This is a genomic window from Alteromonas sp. MB-3u-76, from assembly GCF_002831605.1.
GTDB classification, from domain to species: domain Bacteria; phylum Pseudomonadota; class Gammaproteobacteria; order Enterobacterales; family Alteromonadaceae; genus Alteromonas; species Alteromonas hispanica.
Window position 1 is genome coordinate 1,922,605 of the sequence record NZ_CP025115.1, and the last position, 23,592, is coordinate 1,946,196.

The window sequence follows — 23,592 nt, forward strand, 5'->3', positions numbered from 1 at the left end:
CTCATGGCTTCACTTATTCTTGTATTGGGCGACCAGCTAACTGAAACACTTCCTGCTATTGCCGAAGCTAAAAAAACCGTAGATACCATATTAATGGCAGAGGTGAGAGAAGAGGCCACCTATGTAAAGCATCACAAAAAGAAGATTGCGTTTTTGTTTAGTGCCATGCGCCACTTTGCTCGTGAGCTTGAAACTCAGAACTACAATGTTGACTATGTAAAATATGATGACAAGCACAATCAAGGTAGCTTACTGGAACAAGTCAAATACAGTTTAGATAACGGTGAGTTTGAAAGCGTGGTTGTTACATCGCCCGGTGAACATCGTTTGTTGAATAGTTTTCAACAATGGGAAAGTACGCTAGGTGTTCCAGTTCATATATGCGAGGACAACAGGTTTCTAGCGACGCCACAAGAGTTTAGCGACTGGGCTGAAGGCAAAAAACAATTACGCATGGAGTTTTTTTATCGCGAAATGCGCAGAAAGCACGATGTGCTAATGGACGGTAATAATCCTGTAGGCGGAAAATGGAATTACGATGCACAAAATCGTGAGTCCATGCCTGAGGATCATAAAGTGCCAAAGCACAGCACCTTTGCCATAGATGAGATCACAAAAGACGTTTTGGCGCTTGTAGAATCACAATTCCCTGATCACTTTGGCGACCTAGACAACTTCTTTTTCGCCGTTACGCGAAAAGACGCACTGGAAGTGTTGAATACATTTATAGAAGAACGATTGCCCAACTTTGGTCAGTATCAAGACGCAATGGTGGAAGGCAAACCATGGATGTACCACTCACATATCGGGTTTTATCTGAATTGTGGACTGTTAACGCCAAAAGAAGCGATTGAATCTGCCGAACAGGCGTACCATAGCGGTCAAGTACCACTAAATTCTGCGGAAGGTTTCATTAGGCAAATATTAGGCTGGCGAGAATATATTCGCGGTTTTTATTGGTATTTTATGCCCGGCCTCAAAACTGACAATTACTTTAACAACCAGCGTGACTTACCCAATTTCTATTGGGATGCACAGACTAATATGAACTGTATGCGTCAGTGTATTAAAGAAACAAAACAGAATGCGTATGCCCACCATATTCAGAGGCTAATGGTTATAGGTAATTTTAGTCTGCTGACTGAACTTAGCCCAGAGCAAGTGCAAGCATGGTACCTTTCTGTTTACGCCGATGCATATGAATGGGTAGAACTGCCAAATGTGGCAGGCATGATTTTGTACAGCGATGGTGGAAACCTTGCTAGTAAGCCCTATGTGGCTAGCGGCAGTTACATCAACAAGATGTCGAATTACTGCAAAAACTGTGGCTATCAAGTATCCAAAAAGACAGGGCCAAAAGCGTGCCCATTTAATTATTTGTATTGGCACTTTATAGACAAGAACAAAGATAAATTAAGCAACAACCACCGTATGGCGATGATTTTAAAAACCTACGGAAGAATGAAAGAAGATAATATTAATGCAATGAAAGAAGACGCCGCTGTATTTTTGACGAAGATCACGAAAAATGAAGAAGTCTGATTTACCCACAAAAATGTGCCCCGTGTGTAACCGTCCTTTTACTTGGCGTAAAAAGTGGGAACGGGATTGGGAAAACGTGCGATATTGCTCAAAACGCTGCGCAGGTAATAAGAATAAGACATAGCAACACTCGTCCGCGCAAACCCGTTATAAATACAAATTAAACAGTGGTGCTAGCTAAGGCGCAGAGGTAATGTAGCTGATACAAAAAAGGAATATTACAGAGAGTTCAGCCAAACTGGCGTACTCGCCACACTAGGTATCATAAAGGTTTTGGAGTTAGGGTATGGACACACCGCTGTCGGTAGACAAAGTACGGTTTTTATTATTTAGTTTTAAAGAGAAACTTTGGATAAAGCCTCTAGGTTTTTGTGTGCTTTCCTTGCTTGCTGTATTTGCGGCAAAGATAGTTGATGGAACATCATTAGCCGAGCATATCCCAAAGATTGAGCCCGATTCAGTGACTACCTTGCTCTCTATCATGGCATCAAGCATGATGGTCATCGCTACCTTTTCTGCAGGCACCATGGTAAACGCCTATGCGTCTGCAAGTCAGTCTTCTACGCCTCGTTCTCTCGGGCTTACTATTTCAGATGATGTGTCGCAAAACGCACTTTCAACGTTTGTGGGCGCATTTATATACAGTGCTGTGGCATTGACGGCAATGAGCCAGAAGTTTTATGAAGAAGCTGGTGTATTTTTCCTCTTCTGTATCACCTGCCTAGCGTTTGCTATCGTTATTCTTACTTTTATTCGTTGGGTAGACAGCGTTGCCCGCTTGGGGCGAGTAGAGTCAACCATGTTAAAGGTGGAAAGCGCAACTGAGCGGGCAATTAAGCAACGCATTGAAACACCGTGTTTGGGCGCTGTTCCCGCAAGCGAAATAAGCGAGCAGGGGAGTTATGCCGTTCAATCAAATGAGGTTGGGTATATTCAATTGATTGATATCGCTAAAATACAGGAATGGGCGTCAGATAATAATGTTTTTGTGAATATTGCCATGCTTCCCGGTGAGTTTGTCACACCGGATAAAAATATTGCGTTTGTAAATAAAGACGTTGATGCCGAAGTAATAAAAAGTGCATTTAGCATAAGTACATCACGCTCATTTGAAGCCGACCCCAGGTTTGGTTTTATCGTATTGGCGGAGATAGCATCTAGGGCACTATCGCCATCGGTAAACGATCATGGTACTGCCATAGGCACTATAAGCAGCATTACCCGTTTGCTGCTTTTATGGTCTAAAGTTAACGTGGCAAGCAATGAGAATAAAGAGCAGCAGCCCGATTACGAAGTAAAATACAGCTGCATTTCGGTACCAGAAATATCTGTTAAAGACATATTTGACGATGCATATACCAGTATATCAAGAGATGGCGCCGACAATATTGAAGTAGCAATTCGCATCCAAAAATCTCTTCAAACACTAGCAAAGTGCTTCGAAAACAACGATAGTCATGTGGCTGAAGATTTCAAAACAAATGCTAAACACTTTGCAAAGCTTAGCTTCGAGCGCAGTAAGCAGCAGTTAAATTTCGAACCGGATATCGAGCGTTTAGAGAATGTTTTTTCTGATTCTTTTATAGAGCAGTAAATTAATTCTGGCCCTCTTGAGAGTTAAAATGTCCAATCAAACGTCTACGTCTTCAATTGCTGCTTCACAACAGCCATCATTTCAACACTCGCTTGTGTGCTTCGCCGCTGTCGTTATTACCATAGCGGGCGGTCTTTTTGGTCTTGGGATAAGTTTACATGCGCTGATGTTTGTTTGCCTTTTATGGACTGGTGTAAACGCGGCTTTTATCGGGTTTAACTATCTACAAATCCGTAAATTAATGACCTCGTCGCTATCGAAAGCCATGCCTGCTATCTACATATTTATACTTATCGGCATGGTGATCTCCAGTTTTATGCATAGCGGTACAATAGCTACCTTGATGTACTACGGTCTTAGCTGGCTTAGCCCAAGTTTGTTTTTAGCCGTTGGATTAGTACTTTGTGCCATTATGTCTGTCGCTACCGGTACTTCATGGGGAACTGTGGGAACCTTGGGCGTGGTACTCATCGGTATCGGAAGTGCTATGAGCATTCCACTTCCGTTAGTAGCAGGCATGATTGTGTGTGGTGCAACATTTGGCGACAAAATGTCTCCCATTTCAGATACCACTAATCTTGCTGCCATGAGCGCTGGAACCACTTTATTCAGGCACATCTATGCCATGCTGTTTACCACTGTGCCTACGTTTATTCTCACTTTGATAATCTTTTTAATAATCGGGTTTAGCCACAGTTTTGGGAATGCCGATCAAAATCTTACCTTTAGTTCTATTACCCAAATTCAAACAGCGCTAAATAAAGAATATAAGCTGATGCCTTTAATAACGCTTCTTCCTCTTTTACTACTTGCCACGCTCAGCATTAAAAAAGTAGCGGCAGAAGTCAGTATGTCGTGCAGCATTGTACTTGCCGTACTGATTGCCATTTTTTATCAGGGTGAAAGTAATATAGAAAGCACGGTAATTGTATTAAACGCACTGTGGGAAAATACGCCAGCATCGACAGGTATAGCTAACCTGGACGCACTTTTAGGTCGCGGTGGTATCACCAGCATGAGTTGGACTTTACTGTTAGCGCTCATGGCCATCGCGCTTGGCGGCATTCTGCATGGTGCAGGCTTTTTAAGCGCTTTACTAAAAGGCAGTATTGCAAGAGTAAAACGGACGGCAAGCCTTATCGCCACAACTATAGTATCGGGGTTTGTCGGAAATATTGCGATGGGTGAAGCTTACATATCAATAATACTCAACTGCCAATTGTTTAAGGAAAAGTATGACGACCAAAAATTAGAAGGCGCCATACTCTCACGTTCTGTGGAAGAAGGTTCAACAATGACAACAGCATTAATTCCTTGGACTACGGCAGGCGCTTTTTACGCAGCCACTTTGGGAGTGGATGTTCTATCTTATTTACCTTACGCGTTCTTTAATTATTTAAATGCGATAGTCGCAGTGATAATGGCCGCCGTTGGCATAGGTCTATTGAAAAAGTAACTCTTTAAACTGCCACAACACTTACATAACCATTGAGCTAATTGGTTTTAAAAGCGAGTCGAAAAGCGGCAAGTAAAAAGTAGGGCGCTTGGCTTGGGTCGCTTGAAAGATATACGTAAATTTTTAAACCTTAGGCAATAACAACCAATACAAAGCCAGAGCCAAGGACAAACGATAAGTACAATTGAAAGAAAAAGTAAAAGGAAAAACTAAGCTAAATACTAAACCGTTTTTCTTTATTAATTAGCGGTCATACTAAAGGTATAAGTCAGCATAGTAAAGTGCTAGTACAATTAAGCACTAACTAATCTAATCCAGCTAATTTCGATGTTGAAAATAGCGATTTTAAGGCTCGTTCGCAGTTATTCGATTTGGAAAAGCCTCGCTATGATTGAGATATCGCATTGCAGATTGGATGTCTTTCCAGCCCACATACTGCATCAATTCATGTAATGACCATCCTTGATGGTTTGCCCAATGAGCAAATCCGCGCCGCAATGAGTGGCTACTAAATGCCTTGGAATTTGGTATGTTTGATTGGAATTAAACTCGCCGGAGTATTGCCGGGATACTGCCGGGATACTGCCGGCACTGATAGCGTTTGTATTGATTTTCTCCCATCTATCAATCTTACGAAATACCGGTCCATCATCCAGCTCCATCTGCGCTGCAAACTCTGAAATAGCGTTGACTGGGCATAATGTTTTAAGTGCAGGTACTTCAAAGTACATCCCTTGGTTATGCCGGTCGGTTTTGGATTGCCTTACATAACCACGAAGACAGACATTATCGATGATCTCCAAATCCTCAAGCATTAACCGGGATAACTCGTCAATTCGAAACCTTCGCCAAAATCCCAATAACACCAGAACTTTATCACGGTAGCCGCGTATTACGCTGGCATTGTTTACAGAAGCGCTAATTTGCGCGTCCAACGATGCAGTGATCTGTTGCAAATGTTCTATTTGTAATGGATGCGCCTGCTTTGGCTTTTTACTGTGAACTGCCTGGATCCCTCGCATGATTTTACGGACGTGTACAGAAGAGCAGGGGTCAGCAAACCCTTGCGTTTTATGCCATTGACTGAGTGCAGCTAGTCGTGTCCTCAGCGTACTGGGGGCCAAGCTATCAGCATACGACACCAGATAACGTCCGATATTCTCAGGCGTCGTCGGTAACTTGCCACCCCAATGCACCTCAAAATGCTCGACTGCTGAACGATACGTTTCTCGCGTGTTATCCCGGGTAGCCGCATTGATATACCGTGAAATTCGCTCGGCGAGTTCCTGCTCATGCGCTTCATTGTGTTGAGAGAGTGATTTCGCCACGAAGAGATGACACCATCCGGTCAGTACAGTACTGGTTAGCAAGAATAGGGCATATTAGTCAGTCAAGATAGCATAAACCATGATTATCGCTTGTTTATATTTCCCTATTTTGATTTCGAATGCTTCAAACATTATACTGTATATACATATTACGTAATAAAGTACATTATAATGGCGCGAACCGGCGTGACGCTGACAAACGTTAAACAAGCCACAGAGGCCATCATTGCGCGCGGTAACAGTGTGTAGATCGACGCTGTGCGCGCAGAGCTCGGGAATACGGGCTCAAAGAGCACTATTCATAAGCATTTGAAACGCTTAACCGAAGGGGGCGCAAATGCGCCGGTAGAAGTCTTACTGTCTGAAGAATTACAGCAGCTTGTAAGCCACGTTGCGGCGCGATTAAAAAAGGAGACGCATGCCACGTTGGTTGAACGTGAAAGTAGGTTTAAAAAGTCACTTGACGAGCAGGCGGCTTGCGCAGTCGCACTATCGGAGCAAAACGATACGTTGCAGGCTCAGATTGCGCGAGCTAACAATGACATCGCTGAATTGACTCAATATGTGACTGACATCACAGCGGCGCGCGATACAGCACTTCGCGAGTGTGATCGTTACGAACAACGGCTCGCATCAATGACACAGGAAATCCAGTTACTGACAACGCATAATCAATCATTAGAGGACAAGCACGTGGATGCGCGTGCGGCGCTTGAGCATTATCGTGCGTCTGTCGCGTCTCAGCGTGAGCGCGAAACCCATCATTTTGAAAGTACGATCACACAACTCAATCATCAACAACACGCGTTGACGCAAGAGCTGGCCGGCTTAACCGGCACCAACCAAGAGCAAAAACTTACACTGGCGCGATTGGAGGTTACATTGTCTCAGGCGCTTAACGATCACAAAGCATTGGCAGAGCAGAATCGCTTTTTGGAAGAGGCACTCGCGCAATCCCGCAGTAACAATCAGCGTCTTGAACAAACCGTCGAGAGGTTAGAGCACGCATCCGATCTGCTTCGCTGTGATCTGTCCTCTTCGACTGACGCTCTGAATACACAAACGATTGCACTTAATGAAACTCGCAAACAATTAGTGGCAGCTGACGCGACGGTAAACACACAAGCGCATCTGATCGCAGAATACATGCACCAAACAAACAAAACGGTGAAAAAAACGAAGAAGTTAAGCGTAAACGATGATACGCCGCAATGATAATGCTGTTGATGCGTAAACAACACAAGATGTTATGTAGCGAACGATAAACATACCACCTTATCAAATGAACAATGTCTCACCAGGTGAGCACATCGACCGTCTGCTTTTCTTATGACATTGCTGTGCTCAAGATCCAATCCCTACCGTTGTTCATGACGCTATCGGTGCTGGGGCGCTGCGCAGCATAGCTTATGCGTCCCATGGCATCGTCATGATTTGCCGGCTGAAGATCAGGCATTTCTTACACTCTTAGTACCTTTCAAAATTGTAATTATCATGTAATCCCACCGCCATGTAGGTCATGGCGGATTTTGTCAGTACTGGCCAGTCTCTGCGCGTATTTTGCGCAGCACGGTAGTCTCTTAGCCCTCCTACATCTGTAACAACCGGTTTGGGTTCTCAAGAGATTTTTCAAACAACACGACATAGACATAAAATCAGGGAAACACATGACTAACACTAAATCAAAGGCGACAAGGTTGGGGTTTGCAAAGACTCTTTTTTCTGCTTCCATCGAAGTGGCTATTTCACCCACGCTGGTTGCACAAGAGCAGGCCGGCACCACTGAAGCGGATGTAGAAAAAATCGCAGTCGTCGGTACGCGTTCAGCGCCACGCTCGATAGGGGATTCAGCGGTACCTGTTGACATTATCAGCGCAGAAGAATTTAAAAGTACCGGGTCCACCGACATCACGACAATGATGCAAGCCGCCGTGCCATCCTTTAATGTTAACGACCAACCAATTAATGATGCTTCAACCCTAGTACGTCCCGCGAATTTAAGAGGGCTCGCGCCGGACCACACCTTGATACTGGTGAATGGAAAACGGCGTCATCGCTCAGCGGTTATTACGTTTTTAGGTGGTCAAATATCCGACGGTGCGCAAGGGCCTGATATATCCGTCATACCGTCTGTTGCACTTAAACAAGTTGAAGTATTACGGGACGGTGCGGCAGCGCAATATGGCTCTGACGCAATTGCCGGCGTGATCAACTTTGCGCTTAAAGATGACGCTGAAGGAGGCCTAGTGGAATTTAATAAAGGTCAATATTATGAAGGGGATGGCGCAACGACGATGGTCGCGGGCAATGTTGGGTTGCCATTGACTGATCAAGGGTTTGTCAATCTCTCTCTAGAATATCGAACGGCCGATCCCACGTCACGAAGCGTACAACGCGATGATGCGGCGGCGCTGATTAACAATGGCAACACGTTCGTTGAAGATCCGGCGCAAGTCTGGGGGAGTCCTGAAATAAAAGGGGATCTCAAGTTTTTTGCCAATGCAGGTTTGGAGCTTGATTAAAACAGTGAAGCGTATTTATTTGGTAACTATGCGAGACGAGAAGTGGAGGGCGGGTTTTACTTTCGAAACCCACACAACCGCGGTGGTGTCAATGATGGCGGAACCAATGACAGTGGTGAGCAATTATTACTGGTAGCCGACTTGACGCCAGATCTATCGGGCAACTGTCCGACCGATATAGCCGTCGGCTCAAACGTGCTAGACAACCATGTTTATATCAACCAAGTTGCAAACAATCCTGATTGTTTTGCATTCAACGAACTCTTTCCTGGTGGATTTACCCCCAAATTTGGGGGGATCGTTACTGATGCTTTATTGGTTGTTGGTACTCGTGGAGAATTGGATAACGAGCTAAATTACGATGTCAGTGGTGCTTATGGTACTAATGAAATCGATTATGCCATTAGCAACACCATAAATCCGTCATTAGGACCGGAGACACCAACATCGTTTAATCCCGGGCGCTACATTCAAACAGAAGCGAGCTTCAATATCGACATCAATAAGTATATTGATATTGGCGGGAATGAGCCGTTGTTCTTAGCCGGGGGCATTGATTATCGATATGAAGCGTTTGAAGCCATCGCTGGGGATCCAAAGTCCTACGAAGTAGGCCCTTTAGCCGCACAGAGATTTGGTATCGGTTCAAACGGCTTTCCTGGGCTAGCCGCTCGGTTCCAAGGCAAGAATAGTCGTAATAGCGCAGCGCTGTATATTGATTCGGAGTATTTCTTTAGCGACGATTTTATGGTGGGGCAGCTATTCGGTACGAGGACTTTAGTGAAGTGAGTTTCTTCACAAATGACTTTGCAACGTCAACACAAGGTATTGATGTCGTCGCTAATTATTCAATGGAAATGTTGGGAGGAGATACGGTTTTCTCGTTTGCGGGGAACTGGACCGGTACAGAAGTTGATGATGTTAAAACGTTCGATGTGAATGGTGAGCAAGTCCAAAACATTTCACCCACTCGCATTCGAATGATTGAGGATAATTTGCCTGAATACCGCTTCAGCCTGACTGGCAATCATACGAATGGCGATTGGCGGGTATTAACGCGCCTTAATTATTTTAGTGACATTTTTGAAGATCACATCGATGCCGGTTTACCCATAGAGGAAGTGGGTGCGGAATACACGGTCGATTTTGAAGTTGGTTATCATATTAATGAATCATTTATTATGACACTAGGCGCTCGAAATGCGTTTGATAACCTCCCTGATGAAAATGTGCTTTATGATACCGAAGTGGCGGGTTCAAAGTACCCAACGACGTCACCCATTGGCATTAACGGCGGTTTCTATTATTTAAAAGGCGTGTATACCTTTTAGTCCAACGGGCGTCTCGAACTAACACTTGCGTGTGTTCGAGGCGTCAGCTACGCAATGGAAAGATGACCGTGAACGTGGTTGCCTGCTCATCTGATCCCACTTGTATATGTGCACCGTTAACTTCAAGAACAGATCTCGCAATGGTTAATCCTAATCCAGCGCCTTGCCCGTCACGTTTTCGAGATGGATCCGCGCGGTAGAAACGATCGAAAAGGCGAGAAAGTTGAATGTCAGGGATCTTATTACCTGGGTTTGAAATCGATATCAATGCTTCGTTATCCTGTATTTGAGTAGATACGGTTACTTCTGCATTATCGGGAGTGTACCGAATGGCATTAGATAACAAGTTGCTCAGTGCTTGTAGAAACATCGATTTGTCGCACATTAACGTTATTTTGTGACCAATAAGTTGAATGCTGATGTGCTTCTCTTCGGCCAAGAGCTCAAAGTATTCGATTAATCCACCGATTTCTTTCTGACAGTCTATCCGCTCAGCGTTGGGTTTGATCAAGCCATGCTCCGTTTGTGCTAGTAACAACATGTCACTGACCATTTTCGACATTCGCTCGTACTCTTCTAAGTTAGAATATAAGATGTCAGTGTATTCATTCGTCGAGCGTGGTTGATTGAGTATGACTTGGGTCTGTGTAGTCAGGTTGGTGATAGGCGTTCTTAGTTCATGAGCTATGTCAGCGGAAAAATGGGACAGCTGCTCAAACCCGCTTTCAAGTCTCTCAATCATCGCATTAAAGGACTCCACCAGATTAGCAAGCTCCACTGGGACTTCGGTGGGTTCCAACCTGATATCCAATTTATCCGCGGTGATGGAACCGATTTTGCGACTGAGACGTCGTAAGGGGGAGTGACCACGATAAACAGCAAACCGCGCGGCTAAGATCGTAATAGCCCCAGACAATACAATGATCCCCCACAATGTTGTCTCGAAGTCTTCCATATAGTTCATATGAAATTCCATGTTCGAGGCAACGATGACTTGATAATGTGTTTGGATGTTGCCGTCTTCAATACGCACGGTTATTTCCGTTGCCCGTAACATATGTTCGCCGTCGAAAAAGAGGCTTAACATGGATGGCGTTATTTGTTCTATTTCATACGTATCCCCAGGGTATTTTTCTAGCACCGCACTCTCACTGCTAAAAATAACTTCGTTGTCTTTATTTTTAACTAAATAATAGACACCGTGATGCCCAGAGACAGCTTGGAATAATATGCTAGACGGTGCAACCCCTTCACTATACGCTGTATTAAGCTTGCGTTTCACGGCTAGAAACACCTCATTCAGCTCATCTGCATCCTGCTCTTCAAAATGCTGAGCAATCGATTGCTGCACAATAAGACTTATAAACGTTAGGCACACAAAGATAGTGAGCCCAACAAGTATAGTGACCCGAAAGGCGAGAGAGCTTGGTCGCTTTGATAGATCCTTAAGATTCATTACTGCACATTTTATATCCCATCCCTCGCACAGTCTGAATGAGCTTTGGTGAAAAGTCATCATCGATTTTTGCTCGAAGACGGCGAATGGCGACATCAATCACATTGGTATCGCTATCAAAATTCATATCCCATACTTGCGAAGCAATAAGAGAACGCGGCAATACCTCGCCTTGGCGTCTCACCATTAATTCTAATAAGGTGAACTCTTTAGTTGTCAGGTTTATTGTGCGCCCACTTCGCGTGGCAATACGCGAAGGAATGTCGAGCTCCAAATCGGCTATGTGTAAAATATTATTGGGCACGGACGTGCCGCGGCGGATCAACGTGCGCACACGCGCTAGCAGCTCAGCAAATGCAAACGGCTTCACTAAGTAATCATCTGCGCCGAGCTCTAAACCTTTAACACGGTCATTCACATGATCACGAGCAGTAAGAAAAAGAACCGGTGTATGATTGTTAGACTCTCGTAACGATGACAATATTTTCCAACCATCGATATCAGGCAGCATGACGTCTAAGATGATCAACTCATATTCACCGAGCATGGCTTTGTGATGGCCATCGAGGCCGGTCCGAACTAACTCAACAACAAAGCCCGATTCGGCAAGGCCTTGTTTGATGTAGTCTCCAGTTTTTGTTTCGTCTTCAACGACTAATATTTTCATGCGATGTTCCGCCCGTTTTACTTATGATAAGCCCGCTTACAATATTAATGTACGTAACGAAACCGTGAAACGAAACACCTACTATGTAGGTCGCTTTGTAATTTCGCTAATGTCCCGTAATCTTAATGCTGAGCGCTATCAAGATGTTAGCCCTTAGGTCGCTGATTATGCAATGAAATCCTTGCCTTTGATCTATGATAATCCGTCTAATTGCATTTATTACCGAATTGTAATGTAGGGGTAATCTGGTTGTCAGGCGAGGGTGCTAACATCACCAGCCATTAATAAACAGTCATTGACTACTGTCTGCCAAACACCAAGGAACGACGAGACCGTGAAAAGCGCCTTCATTCACTTAATTATTGTGATTGCATTGCTCAGTGTGCAAATGAGCGAGTCATTTGCATTCGCGCAAATGCCATGCAGTGACGAAATGGCAGCGGAGATGGAGGTCGGATCTCACGATATGCACAGCGCTCATGACATGATGAAACACTCGCAAAGCGATGATATGAATGATTGTTGTCAGCAAGATTGCTGTTGTCCAATGGCGATGTTTCATATTGGTCTTCTCTCTAGTCATGCTCATTCGTCACCCGAAGGCGTGTCGCTGAGTATTCAGTCTCTTAACCCAAACCTAAACCAAATCTTTTTAGGTGGATTGCAGCGCCCTCCGAAACACTCTCTCATTTAAGCAGGATAAGTCCGTCTAGAATTCGGGCAATGATATCGCTTGTTAGTCGAATGTTCGTAGCAAGCCATTTATTTAAACAATAGAAATGAGAAAGTAATTATGTCAATTATTACGCATCGCTCGATGTGGATAGCCTTGGTGTTTGCACTGTTTTTATCAGCATGTACCGACGCAACACAGACAAATAACGATTCAGAGGCAGTGACTGAATCCCCGATAACGTCCTTAACAGTTTACAAAAGCCGTTCTTGTAAGTGTTGCCAAAAGTGGGTGAACCATATTGAAGAGCACGGGTTCGACGCAGACGTATCCAATGTTACGTTAATGTCTCGAATTAAAGACAAATATGGTGTTGCGCCTAATTACCGTTCGTGCCATACGGCATTGTCCCCAGACGGTTTTGTTTTTGAAGGTCACATTCCAGCAAAATTCATTCAGCAATTTTTAGACAATATACCTGAAGGCGCCATCGGACTCAGTGTGCCGGCTATGCCAATTGGCTCACCTGGTATGGAAGTCGGTGATCAATTTCACCCTTATCTTGTTCTGCAACTCAATGACGATGGCAGCGCAACCACTTATGCCGAAGTTAATACCTATGAGGAGCAATTCTAATGAGACGCTTTTCATTTCATGTCATTGTACTAATGACGCTTTTGAATACTGGGCTCGCCCAAAGTCAAACCAAGTCGGTATTGACATTGGAGCAGGCTGTTGAAATCGCGATTAACAACGATCCTTGGCTTGTAGGCAGTGAGTATCGCGAGCAAGCCATTGTTTCAAGTAGCGTGGCAGCCGCTAGTTTGCCGGACCCGGTAGTTAATATTGGTTTAGCGAACTTACCAACAGATGGATTAGCATTCGATCAAGAACCCATGACGCAACTTAAGGCAGGGGTTTCACAGATGTTCCCCAGAGGGGATTCGTTAGATATTCGTTCTCGTCAATTAAGAGAACAAGCCGCCGAGCACCCATTAATGCGTGCTGATCGCATCGCCCGCACACGTGTGCAGGTCTCTGATATTTGGCTTGAAATTTATCGCGCGCAGCAGAGTATTAAGCTAATCCATCAAGATTGGGCATTGTTTGAGCAACTCAGTGACATTGCCAAAGCGAATTATGCGACCGCCCTTGGACGCGTGCAACAGCAAGACATCATTAGGGCAAAGTTAGAATTGACGCGGTTAGATGACAGATTAACAAAACTACAAGCACTGGAAGAACGCGCAACAGGTAAGTTATTGGAATGGATCCTAAAAAACCAGCAGTCTGCACGCCAACTTGGCTTTGATGCATTTAGCGCGTTGCAGTTGCCTAATACATTACCTGCCATTGCAAAAATCACTGACAACACGTTGTTAATGGTAGAAAGAAAAAACCAACAACAGCTCGCGGAATTACTCGCAGATCATCCTTATATTTTATCCATTAATCAACGTATCAGAGCGAGTCAAACCGGGGTTGAGTTAGCTAAAGAAAAATACAAACCCCAATGGGGCGTAAATGCCAGTTACGCTTTTCGCGATGATACCCCGGCAGGTGCAAGTCGAGCTGATTTTTTGTCAGTCGGTGTTAGTTTTGATTTACCTATTTTTACTGAAAACCGTCAAGACAAAGAAGTCTCTGCAGCCGTAAATCAATCAGAAGCCATAAAGACTGACAAGTTACTCGCACTGCGCGAAATGATGTCTGCCATCCAGTCGTTATACGCTGAGCGAGAACGTTTAACTGACAGGCAATCGTTATACAACGACGAGTTATTAGCACAAATGCAAGAACAAGCAGATGCGTCCTTGAATGCCTACACCAATGATGACGGCGATTTCGCCGAAGTTGCTCGCGCGCGTATCGCGGATTTGAATGCGCGTATTGATGCATTGGATATCGATGTGGATCTCGTCAGAACAAACATTCGACTTAATTATTATTTCAATACCACCGCAGGTATTTCCAAGACTCAATTCGGAGAACAATAATGAATAACACGAAAGCCATTATTTTAGGATGTGTTATCGGCGGTGCAATGACTGCGTTAGCATATACATCCCTACTTCCTTCTGATGCACCATCTAACGCAGCAGGGCAAAGCACAGAACCCCAGCCACTCTATTGGGTGGCACCGATGGATCCCAATTACCGTCGTGATGAACCGGGTAAATCTCCGATGGGAATGGATCTCGTCCCCGTTTATGAGGAGAGCACCGGAGGTAATGAAGGTCCGGGAACCATTAGCATATCACCCAATGTAGTTAATAATTTAGGGGTAAGAACAGCATCGGTTCAACGCCGCTCGCTGCATGTCCCTATTCGTACGGTTGGCTATTTGCAATACAATGAAGACACCTTGATACATATCCACCCACGCGTTGAAGGTTGGGTAGATACACTGCATGTGAAAGCCTCGGGAGAGTATGTCAAAAAAGGCGAACCATTGTATTCGCTCTATTCCCCAGAATTGGTCAATGCGCAAGAAGAGCTGCTGATCGCGATGCGCCGCGGGAGCGACGATTTGATCAATGCTGCTCGGTCGCGGTTAGATGCGTTGCAAATGCCAAATGAAGCGATTCAGTCCTTAATATCGAGCAAAAAAGTTCGTCAAACGATCACTTTTTCGGCACCGCAAACCGGGTTTGTTGACAATTTAAATATCCGCGAAGGATTCTTTATCAAGCCAGGCAATACCCTCCTATCCATTGGTGCGTTGGATGAGGTGTGGGTTGATGCTGAAATCTTTGAACGGCAATCCGCGCAAGTCACTGTTGGACTTCCCGTCACAATGACGTTAGATTTTTTACCCGGCAAAACATGGGAGGGTGAGGTTGATTACGTCTACCCCACACTTGAACAGAGCACTCGAACGCTACGGGTTCGGTTACGCTTTAAAAATGCCGATTACGCGCTTAAGCCGAACATGTTTGCCCAGATCACAATACATTCAGACTTTGACTCAGACAACGTTCTTGTGCCATCAGAAGCGGTTATCAGAACCGGCACGCAAGATCGTGTTGTCTTGGCGTTGGGTGACGGGCAATTCAAGTCCATTGCCGTAGATGTAGGTCGAGTGGTAGAGGACTACACTGAGATTACTACAGGTCTCATCGACGGGGATCAGATTGTCACCTCGGCACACTTTTTACTCGATTCAGAAAGCAGTATCAGTTCAGATTTTAAACGGATGGAAGCACCTGGTGCACTCCCGTCGTCGGTTTTTACCGAAGCCACCATCACCGATGTTATGCCCTCACATAACATGATAACAGTGAACCATGGCGCCATCAGTGAATGGGATTGGCCAGAAATGACAATGGATTTTACTGTCGCTAACCACGTAGACCTAACGAGTTTGCGGCAAGGTATGGGGGCGCATATTGAAATTAGTAAAGAAAACGATGGTCAGTATGTGGTAACGACGGTGCATATCATTGACGACAATGCTGATACACAGACGATAAATGGACGCACTATATGGACTGAAGCAACGATTAATTCGGTTATGCCCTCACACAAAATGCTAAATCTTGACCACGGAGCAATTGAAGCGTGGGATTGGCCCGCGATGACAATGGATTTCTTTGTTGCTGACACTATCGATTTATCACAGTTGAAAGCTGGTATGGATTTGCATATTGAAATCACCAAAACCGGTGATAGCGACTATCTGGTAACAACCATCCATGTAAAATCAGCAGAACCAAGTTCAGCGCAAAGCGCAATGGTGACAGGCACCATTAATGCCATCAATACGCAGTCTCGTGTAGTCAATATTTCACGTGAAGCGATCCCAAAGTGGGATAGGCCTGCGGCAACTCTTGACTTTACCGTGAGCGACGATATCGATATCAGCCAATTTACGGTCGGTGCTGACATTACATTTACGTTTGAGATCACTGACGGCAACTTTAGGATCCTGAGCATTCAGTCTGAAAGCCAAGATGCTTCGATGGATCATAGCAACCATGGAGGAGCACACGAATGATCGCTGCTATTATTCGATGGTCAGTTTCCAACCGCTTCTTCGTATTACTGACGACCTTAATTATTATCGGCGGTGGTTTATTCACGATAAAGAATACACCAATTGATGCATTGCCCGACCTATCTGATGTCCAGGTCATCATTAAGACGAGTTACCCTGGACAAGCACCTCAGGTGGTTGAAGATCAGGTGACTTATCCGCTTACAACAGCGATGTTGTCGGTACCAGGCGCTAAAACAGTCAGGGGTTATTCTTTCTTTGGCGACTCATATGTCTACATCATTTTTGATGACAGCACGGATCTATATTGGGCCCGAAGCCGCGTATTAGAATACCTGTCTCAAGTTGCTCCCAATTTGCCTGAAAATGCTCGGCCACAATTAGGCCCAGATGCAACGGGTGTGGGTTGGGTTTACTTGTATGCATTGGTTGACCGCACAGGCAAAAACGACATATCACAACTACGTAGTCTGCAGGATTGGTTTCTCAAGTACGAACTGCAAACCGTTCCCGGTGTCTCTGAGGTTTCTGCGTTAGGCGGTATGGTAAAGCAATATCAAGTTAAAGTTGATCCTGAAAAACTGCGGGCTTATGGGATCCCGCTATCGCATATTCAAACGGCCATCAAAAGAGGCAACAAAGAAGTTGGCGCATCTGTTATTGAAATGGCTGAGGCTGAATATATGGTCAGGGCGACAGGCTATATTTCAAGCAAACAAGATATCGAAACGATCCCTCTCGGCGTGAATGAAAATGGTACGCCGCTGTTGGTTAGGGATATCGCGGATGTGCAATTAGGTCCCCAAATGCGCAGGGGTATCGCTGAGCTGAATGGCGAAGGAGAAACCGTAGGCGGCATCGTTGTTATGCGATTTGGAGAAAATGCTCAAACAACCATTAACGGAGTCAAAGCTAAACTCGACGATCTTAAAAAAGGATTGCCGGATGGCGTCGAAATCGTCACGGTTTACGATCGCTCAGCTTTGATTGAACGGGCGGTAGATAACTTGGCCTCTAAACTGGTAGAAGAGTTTATCGTCGTTGCCCTAGTGTGTATCGCGTTCTTATTTCATGTACGCTCTTCGTTGGTCGCAATTATAAGTATTCCTGTCGGAATCATCACGGCAATCATCGTGATGTATATGCAAGGTATCAATGCGAACATCATGTCCTTGGGGGGGATCGCTATTGCTATTGGTGCAATGAGCGATGGGGCCATTGTCATGATCGAAAATATGCATAAGCATATGGAGCGAACCCCCCTGACGAAAGAAAATCGATGGCAGGTCGTCATGGATTCAGCGTCTGAAGTCGGACCTGCGCTGTTTTTCAGTTTGTTGATCATCACCGTTAGTTTCGTACCAGTGTTTACACTAGAAGCGCAAGAGGGCAGGATGTTCTCGCCGCTTGCATTCACCAAAACATATGCGATGGCCGCTTCCGCAGCTCTTGCTATCACCTTGGTGCCAGTTTTGATGGGGTACTTTGTGCGCGGTAAAGTACTTGCGGAGCATAAGAATCCTGTAAATCGGTTCTTGACGTTTTTATACATGCCAACACTGAAAACGGTATTACGTTTTCCCAAGTTGACCATGCTGGTCGCCGTTATAGTACTGGGAATTGGGCTTTGGCCAATTGATAAGATCGGTAGCGAATTTATCCCGCCGCTTGATGAAGGTGACTTAATGTATATGCCGACGACTTATGCCGGTATTTCGATAGGTAAAGCACGCGAGTTATTGCAACAAACCAATAAACTGATCAAGACCGTTCCTGAGGTCGAAACGGTGTTTGGCAAGGTCGGCCGAGCCGATACGGCAACCGATCCTGCGCCATTAACAATGATAGAAACGTTTATACAATTAAAACCTCAAGATCAATGGCGCGAAGGCATGACGACACAGGATCTGATCAAAGAATTTGATGCTGTGGTTAATTTGCCGGGGTTAACGAACGCATGGGTTATGCCAATTAAAACGCGGATTGATATGTTGGCTACCGGTATTAAGACCCCCGTTGGCATCAAGATTGGAGGTCCAGATCTTATGGAAATTCAAAAGATTGGTCAACAAATTGAAACGATACTTTCAGATGTTGAGGGCACGGCATCCGTTTATTCAGAGCGCGTTGCCGGCGGGCGTTATGTCAAAGTCGATATCCAACGTGAACGGGCCGCTCGCTATGGTCTAAACATAGCAGACGTTCAACAAGTTGTTTCTAGTGCCATTGGAGGAATGAATGTTACACAGAGCGTCGAACGATTAGAGCGCTACCCAGTGAATATTCGATATCCACAATCATATCGCTCATCACCTGAATCATTGTCATTGTTGCCTATTGTCACACCACAAGGCAAACGCATTGCGTTGGCTGATGTCGCGGATGTGTATATTGAAGATGGTCCCCCAGGCATTAAAAGTGAAAATGCACGCCTTAATGGCTGGGTGTATGTGGATATTGATGGCGTAGACATTGGCTCTTATGTCGTCGCGGCGCAGCAGGTCGTCAGTGAGGAGCTGGTATTGCCTGCAGGATACTCCATAACGTGGTCGGGACAATATGAATATATGATGCGGGCAAAAGAAAAATTAACCTATGTAGTGCCATTGACTTTAGCTATTATCGTGATCTTGTTATACCTCAACTTCCGCAATTTTATTGAAGTAGCGATCATCATGGGAACGTTGCCTTTATCGATGGTCGGTAGTATTTGGCTTATGTACTTAGAGGGGTTTAACTTTTCAGTGGCAGTGGGCGTTGGCTTCATTGCATTGGCCGGGGTCGCTGTCGAGATTGGCGTCATTATGCTGGTGTACTTGAATCATGAGTACCAGGCGTTAATCGACAAATGCAAAATGGACGGTATCAAACCCACCGTAGGAATGCTAACCGAAGCCGTATTGCATGGCGCGGGTTTGCGTGTCCGGCCAGTCATGATGACGACCGCAACCATTATATTCGGACTATTACCGGTACTTTATGGCTCAGGTACGGGGTCTGAAGTGATGAGTCGTATCGCTGCGCCCATGGTGGGCGGGATGGTCAGTGCGATTTTATTGACGCTACTTATTTTACCAGCCATTTATTTAATATGGCGAAAACAGCAGCTCAAAACGATGAGTAATTGGTAGTTATGCGTCGCCTTGCTCGTCGGTTACACCGATACCTACTGTTGATTGTCGGTGTGCAGATGCTCCTCTGGTCAGTGAGTGGACTCTACATGGTCTGGTTTGATATCCACTATATTCATGGCGATCATTTCATGAAAAGTTCGCCCGCGCTTTCATCATTGTCAACGGTAAACGTTGGCTTTGATGAGATAGTCGCTCGCTACCCTGATGCTAAGTCAATCGTTTTGGGCAGTGTGGGGGAGATGCCGGTTTACCGATTAACCCTCGCCAGTAAGACGCACCTGATCAGCGGCTTATCAGGAGACGTCATCCAACCGTTGTCAGACAAACAAGCCGCCGCCATCGCAATGTCCAGGTCAAGTCGGTCGTATGAGGTCGACAATGTGACCTTGCTGCGTGAAAACGAAGAGGATAGTGCGGTTGGGCAACGAGGACGTCCATTATGGCGAGTTGAATTTAAAGGCGCACTTGCGCCAACATTTTACGTCAGTCAAGACACAGGTACGGTTGAATATATTCGACATGCCCCTTGGCAAGTATTTGATTGGTTATGGCGCCTCCATATTATGGATTACCAAGAAGGTGAAGACGTTAGTAATACACTATTAGTGAGCATGACTATCATAGGGCTGTTGGCCGCATTAGCAGGCTTGCTATTGCTGCCTTATTCCTTTTCGTCATCGCGAAAGGCAGCTGACTGAAATGTTCTGGCGGATCATTCACAAATACCTTGCATTAATTGTGTTTTCACAATTAATGGTTTGGCTCGCTACGGGTTTTTTACTTGGACAGGCTGAGCACAGTAAACCGCTCTCCAGAATCGCAAGTGACGCTATTGCAGGAAGTGTATTAACGCCAAACCTAATATCCGTCGAGAACGTCCTTATACGCTCACCCAATGCACTCTCTATTGAGCTGCTTAGCTTGTTGGGAAACCCGACCTATAAGGTTATGACGCACTATGCTAGACATGCCAATGAAAGAGAGTATGAGTTAATAGACGCGATAAAGGGAAATAAAATAGAACTAACAGCGAACGATATCCGTGATCTGGTCAACAATCAGTTCCGGCTAACTTCGCCTATTCAAGATTTGCGCCGTGTTGATCCGCCGATAGAGCATCTACCCAAAGAGCAACAATCGGTTTGGCATGTACGTTTATCAGACAGAGAAACGACACACATTTATGTCCGAGCATCGACAGGGGAATTAGCCGGCGTCGTCGATAGCAACAGGGAATGGACAAACTTGTTGATGCTATTGCACTTTATGGATTATCAGAACACCGGCTCATTTAATCACTGGTGGATCAAGGCTCTCGCGTTACTGACTGTGCTGTTGAGTATTTCAGGAATTACGTGGCTGGTTAGCCTCGTTAAAAATAAGCAAGTATTCATTGGGTGGTCGTATAGAAAGCAAGACTTAGTGGTACGAGATCAGCAAGGTTACCTCCAAAACGTCGTTGCTAAGGACAATGAATCACTTCTGGATTGTCTACAGCACAACGCCCTTTCTATTGGGTCAGTATGTGGGGGAGGGGGAACATGCGGCCAATGTATTGTGCGCCTTGATCCATCGGCTGCCATTTCAGTTGCAGAACGATACCGCTTATCTCAAGACAGGTTGTTGTCCGGGTATCGTTTAGCTTGTCAGCAAAACACTGATTTGAAAGGCAACGTTCAGCTTGTAGAGTCTCCAAACCCCAAAACAGTATCATGCGAGTTGCTCTCAAACACATTCATTACACCCTTTATCAAAGAATTAAGATTTAAATATCAAGGCAGTGTTCCACTGGATTTTAAGCCTGGCAGTTTTGTTCAATTCACGATTAAAGAAGGTCAATCTTTAGCGTTTCCGAAAGACTTACCGAGACGCTATCAGCCTTATTGGCCGCGTTTTGAATCAGCTACATTTTCCCATCCAAACACTGTCAGGCATTATTCAGTTGCAAACCGAAATGATGGTAGTGGCGTGCTTACATTCAATATAAAAATGCAACCGGCACAATCTAACAACCAAAGACCTGGCATCGGTTCTTTTCACCTTGGTAATTTAAGCATCGGCACGGTGGTTGATATAGTTGCGCCTCGAGGGGGATTTAACTTACTTGATGACCTTGGTGTACGAGAAATTGTGTTGGTCGGTGGGGGCTCGGGTATAGCACCTCTAAAAGCTCTAATCGATGAACTAATATTTGGCTTGCATTCGACACTGCCTATAACCCTCTTTTATGGCGCCAAACACCCTGTTGAATTGGCAAATCATTGCTGGTTAAAAGCGGTTGAAACACAGCATTCTAATTTTACCTATCAACCGATTGTTTCAAACGCCTCTTCAATTTGGTGTGGACCGGTGGGGCGCGTGCAAATACCTTTGGCCGTATTTTTAGATACACACCGCGACCTCCATCGGTGTTTGTTTTTCCTCTGCGGTCCTCCGGCAATGATGAACGATGTAACCCAATTACTATTACGCTACTCCGTCAATGAAAATGCTATACAAATCGATTCATTTTCACCATTTACTACTACTTAAAACTACCGAGGTTTATTTATGAAAACACTATTGTCAACGTTCTTACTGACCGCTCTTTTCTTGAGCACAAGCAGTTATGCTCACACATCGTTGAAAACATCCATGCCAAAAAACAATGCGATGTTAATGTCATCGCCTCCACAATTGTCCGTTGTTTTTACTGAGCCAGTTCGTTTGGCCAAATTGACGTTAAATTCTCAAAACGGCGAGCCTGTCGACTTTAATTTTTCTCCATCGATGGAGTCTAGCACTTTCTTTAATTACGACTTACCGACGTTATCGCCGGGTAACTATACCGCACAGTGGATGTTACTTGGTGAGGATGGGCACAAAATGGACGGTTCATTTGACTTCATGGTTCACGGAAGCAAGTCCATGCAAGATGACAAAAAAGCCCATAGTCAACACAAAGACCATTAAAGAGGAAGATTAAAATGGCAATTTGGGAAGTATTGATCCTATCCACCAAGCTTACTGTCTATCTAGGACTGTCGGCGCTTTTAGGCGGATTTCTTATCCTTCTTTTAGTGCCATTTAGTCTGGAAAAACAATCTCAAGTTCGTCTGCTTCTGCAAGGTCATATTATTAAGTATATGGCTATGTTTGGTTTAGTTGGTGTTTTCGCGACTACGTTGGATTTCTTTTTCCAAGTGGGGTCGCTATCTCAAACGGGTTTCACAGGCATGTTTGATGCGGTCATGCGACGTATGGTTGCACAATCTACTTTAGGGACTATTGCAATAAGTCGGCTGTGCATATTCATCGTCGGCATTGCTTTTTGTGGATCGTTTTATTGGCAACTCGCTCGCAAAAAAACGCCTCAATTTATCGTGACTCTTCTTGGTGCAATAATTCTGTGGGGGAGTATTGGATATGTATTCATGCTTTCCGGGCATACCGTGCAACTGGAACGTTCATATGGTTATGCATTAGCTGTGCATGTTATCATCGCGCTAAGCTGGATGGGCGCTCTTTGGCCGTTGTCAGCAGCATGCCTACACCTATCGCCTACACCGCTATACAGTCTGATGCGGCAATTTGGTCATCTTGCTATAGGACTGGTGAGCCTGCTGCTCCTTGCCGGCACTCTGCTAGCATGGGAGCTAGTTGGTTCTGTAGGTAATTTATTCAATCAAATCTATGGACAAAGCCTGCTGTTAAAGCTGGGCTTTGTCAATGCGATCCTGCTGCTTGCCGCATGGCATAAATTAAAATTAACGCCCAAGCTTTTAACGCACAGTAACGCAGCGATAGACATGCGCCGTTCGATCCAAATTGAAATGCTCATTGGACTATGCATTTTTCTGATCACCGCTGTTTTGACTACTGTTCTTGGTCCTCAATCTTAACTTTGGATTTA

At 44.9% G+C, this 23,592-nt stretch carries 19 protein-coding genes and 1 pseudogene; 15 read left to right on the plus strand and 5 right to left on the minus strand.

Annotation, left to right across the window (positions count from 1 at the left end; translation table 11 throughout):
• Window positions 1-3: 3 nt before the first annotated feature.
• From CW735_RS08465 to nhaC, 4 genes are all read left to right on the plus strand, one after another.
• On the plus strand, window positions 4-1,542 hold the full coding sequence (locus CW735_RS08465; protein WP_100971698.1) for a cryptochrome/photolyase family protein: 1,539 nt from the start codon (window positions 4-6) through the stop codon (window positions 1,540-1,542).
• Window positions 1,529-1,666, plus strand: a complete 138-nt coding sequence (locus CW735_RS08470; RefSeq protein ID WP_100971700.1) for a DUF2256 domain-containing protein — start codon at window positions 1,529-1,531, stop codon at window positions 1,664-1,666. The genes CW735_RS08465 and CW735_RS08470 overlap by 14 nt, the downstream gene beginning before the upstream one ends.
• 162 nt (window positions 1,667-1,828) lie before the next feature.
• Complete coding sequence (locus CW735_RS08475; RefSeq protein WP_100971702.1) at window positions 1,829-3,136, plus strand: DUF2254 domain-containing protein; 1,308 nt, start codon at window positions 1,829-1,831, stop codon at window positions 3,134-3,136.
• A 28-nt stretch (window positions 3,137-3,164) separates the two neighbouring features.
• Window positions 3,165-4,592, plus strand: a complete 1,428-nt coding sequence (gene nhaC, locus CW735_RS08480; RefSeq protein WP_100971704.1) for a Na+/H+ antiporter NhaC — start codon at window positions 3,165-3,167, stop codon at window positions 4,590-4,592.
• Window positions 4,593-4,937: 345 nt separating this feature from the next.
• On the opposite strand, the gene CW735_RS20110 is transcribed toward nhaC, so the two are convergent.
• Together CW735_RS20110 and CW735_RS08490 are read right to left on the minus strand one after the other, a co-directional pair.
• Complete coding sequence (locus CW735_RS20110) at window positions 4,938-5,090, minus strand: tyrosine-type recombinase/integrase (protein ID WP_157812665.1); 153 nt, start codon at window positions 5,088-5,090, stop codon at window positions 4,938-4,940.
• Window positions 5,033-5,920, minus strand: a complete 888-nt coding sequence (locus CW735_RS08490; RefSeq protein ID WP_100971706.1) for a hypothetical protein — start codon at window positions 5,918-5,920, stop codon at window positions 5,033-5,035. Before CW735_RS08490 ends, CW735_RS20110 begins: the two co-directional genes overlap by 58 nt.
• A 258-nt stretch (window positions 5,921-6,178) precedes the next feature.
• Between CW735_RS08490 and CW735_RS08495 the strand changes: the two genes are divergently transcribed.
• A complete protein-coding gene (locus CW735_RS08495) occupies window positions 6,179-7,135 on the plus strand; it encodes a DNA-binding protein (protein ID WP_157812666.1) in 957 nt (318 codons plus the stop codon).
• A 112-nt stretch (window positions 7,136-7,247) separates the two neighbouring features.
• Here CW735_RS08495 and CW735_RS20010 read toward each other — a convergent pair whose 3' ends face one another.
• Complete coding sequence (locus tag CW735_RS20010; RefSeq protein ID WP_269748047.1) at window positions 7,248-7,376, minus strand: hypothetical protein; 129 nt, start codon at window positions 7,374-7,376, stop codon at window positions 7,248-7,250.
• Between the two features lie 211 nt (window positions 7,377-7,587).
• Between CW735_RS20010 and CW735_RS20115 the strand changes: the two are divergent.
• Window positions 7,588-9,773 (plus strand): annotated as a pseudogene (locus CW735_RS20115) (TonB-dependent receptor plug domain-containing protein).
• Window positions 9,774-9,816: 43 nt separating this feature from the next.
• Here CW735_RS20115 and CW735_RS08505 read toward each other — a convergent pair.
• Both CW735_RS08505 and CW735_RS08510 read right to left on the minus strand, forming a co-directional pair.
• Window positions 9,817-11,229, minus strand: a complete 1,413-nt coding sequence (locus CW735_RS08505) for a heavy metal sensor histidine kinase (protein ID WP_071978924.1) — start codon at window positions 11,227-11,229, stop codon at window positions 9,817-9,819.
• The gene (locus CW735_RS08510; RefSeq protein WP_071978925.1) at window positions 11,219-11,896 is read right to left on the minus strand and encodes a heavy metal response regulator transcription factor; all 678 of its coding nucleotides are present in this window, start codon (window positions 11,894-11,896) and stop codon (window positions 11,219-11,221) included. The genes CW735_RS08505 and CW735_RS08510 overlap by 11 nt, the downstream gene beginning before the upstream one ends.
• A 334-nt stretch (window positions 11,897-12,230) precedes the next feature.
• Here CW735_RS08510 and CW735_RS08515 point away from each other — a divergent pair, with 334 nt between their 5' ends.
• The 9 genes from CW735_RS08515 (at window position 12,231) to CW735_RS08555 (ending at window position 23,581) form a co-directional block, all read left to right on the plus strand.
• Window positions 12,231-12,590 carry a hypothetical protein gene (locus CW735_RS08515; protein ID WP_071978926.1) on the plus strand — a complete coding sequence of 120 codons (360 nt, stop codon included), beginning with the start codon at window positions 12,231-12,233 and terminating at the stop codon, window positions 12,588-12,590.
• A 99-nt stretch (window positions 12,591-12,689) separates the two neighbouring features.
• Window positions 12,690-13,205: a DUF411 domain-containing protein gene (locus CW735_RS08520; RefSeq protein ID WP_071978927.1), complete on the plus strand. Its 516-nt coding sequence runs from the start codon at window positions 12,690-12,692 to the stop codon at window positions 13,203-13,205.
• Window positions 13,205-14,566, plus strand: coding sequence for a TolC family protein (locus CW735_RS08525; RefSeq protein WP_071978928.1), 1,362 nt, complete (start codon window positions 13,205-13,207; stop codon window positions 14,564-14,566). The genes CW735_RS08520 and CW735_RS08525 overlap by 1 nt, the downstream gene beginning before the upstream one ends.
• Window positions 14,566-16,566 carry an efflux RND transporter periplasmic adaptor subunit gene (locus CW735_RS08530; protein ID WP_071978929.1) on the plus strand — a complete coding sequence of 667 codons (2,001 nt, stop codon included), beginning with the start codon at window positions 14,566-14,568 and terminating at the stop codon, window positions 16,564-16,566. Before CW735_RS08525 ends, CW735_RS08530 begins: the two co-directional genes overlap by 1 nt.
• Window positions 16,563-19,697 carry an efflux RND transporter permease subunit gene (locus CW735_RS08535; RefSeq protein ID WP_071978930.1) on the plus strand — a complete coding sequence of 1,045 codons (3,135 nt, stop codon included), beginning with the start codon at window positions 16,563-16,565 and terminating at the stop codon, window positions 19,695-19,697. The genes CW735_RS08530 and CW735_RS08535 overlap by 4 nt, the downstream gene beginning before the upstream one ends.
• A gap of 131 nt (window positions 19,698-19,828) precedes the next feature.
• The gene (locus CW735_RS08540) at window positions 19,829-20,398 is read left to right on the plus strand and encodes a peptidase (protein WP_232230572.1); all 570 of its coding nucleotides are present in this window, start codon (window positions 19,829-19,831) and stop codon (window positions 20,396-20,398) included.
• Between the two features lies 1 nt (window position 20,399).
• Window positions 20,400-22,232, plus strand: coding sequence for a 2Fe-2S iron-sulfur cluster-binding protein (locus CW735_RS08545; RefSeq protein WP_071978932.1), 1,833 nt, complete (start codon window positions 20,400-20,402; stop codon window positions 22,230-22,232).
• An 18-nt stretch (window positions 22,233-22,250) separates the two neighbouring features.
• Window positions 22,251-22,652, plus strand: a complete 402-nt coding sequence (locus tag CW735_RS08550) for a copper resistance CopC family protein (protein WP_071978933.1) — start codon at window positions 22,251-22,253, stop codon at window positions 22,650-22,652.
• A 14-nt stretch (window positions 22,653-22,666) separates the two neighbouring features.
• The gene (locus CW735_RS08555; RefSeq protein WP_071978934.1) at window positions 22,667-23,581 is read left to right on the plus strand and encodes a copper resistance D family protein; all 915 of its coding nucleotides are present in this window, start codon (window positions 22,667-22,669) and stop codon (window positions 23,579-23,581) included.
• The last annotated feature ends 11 nt before the right edge of the window (window positions 23,582-23,592 follow it).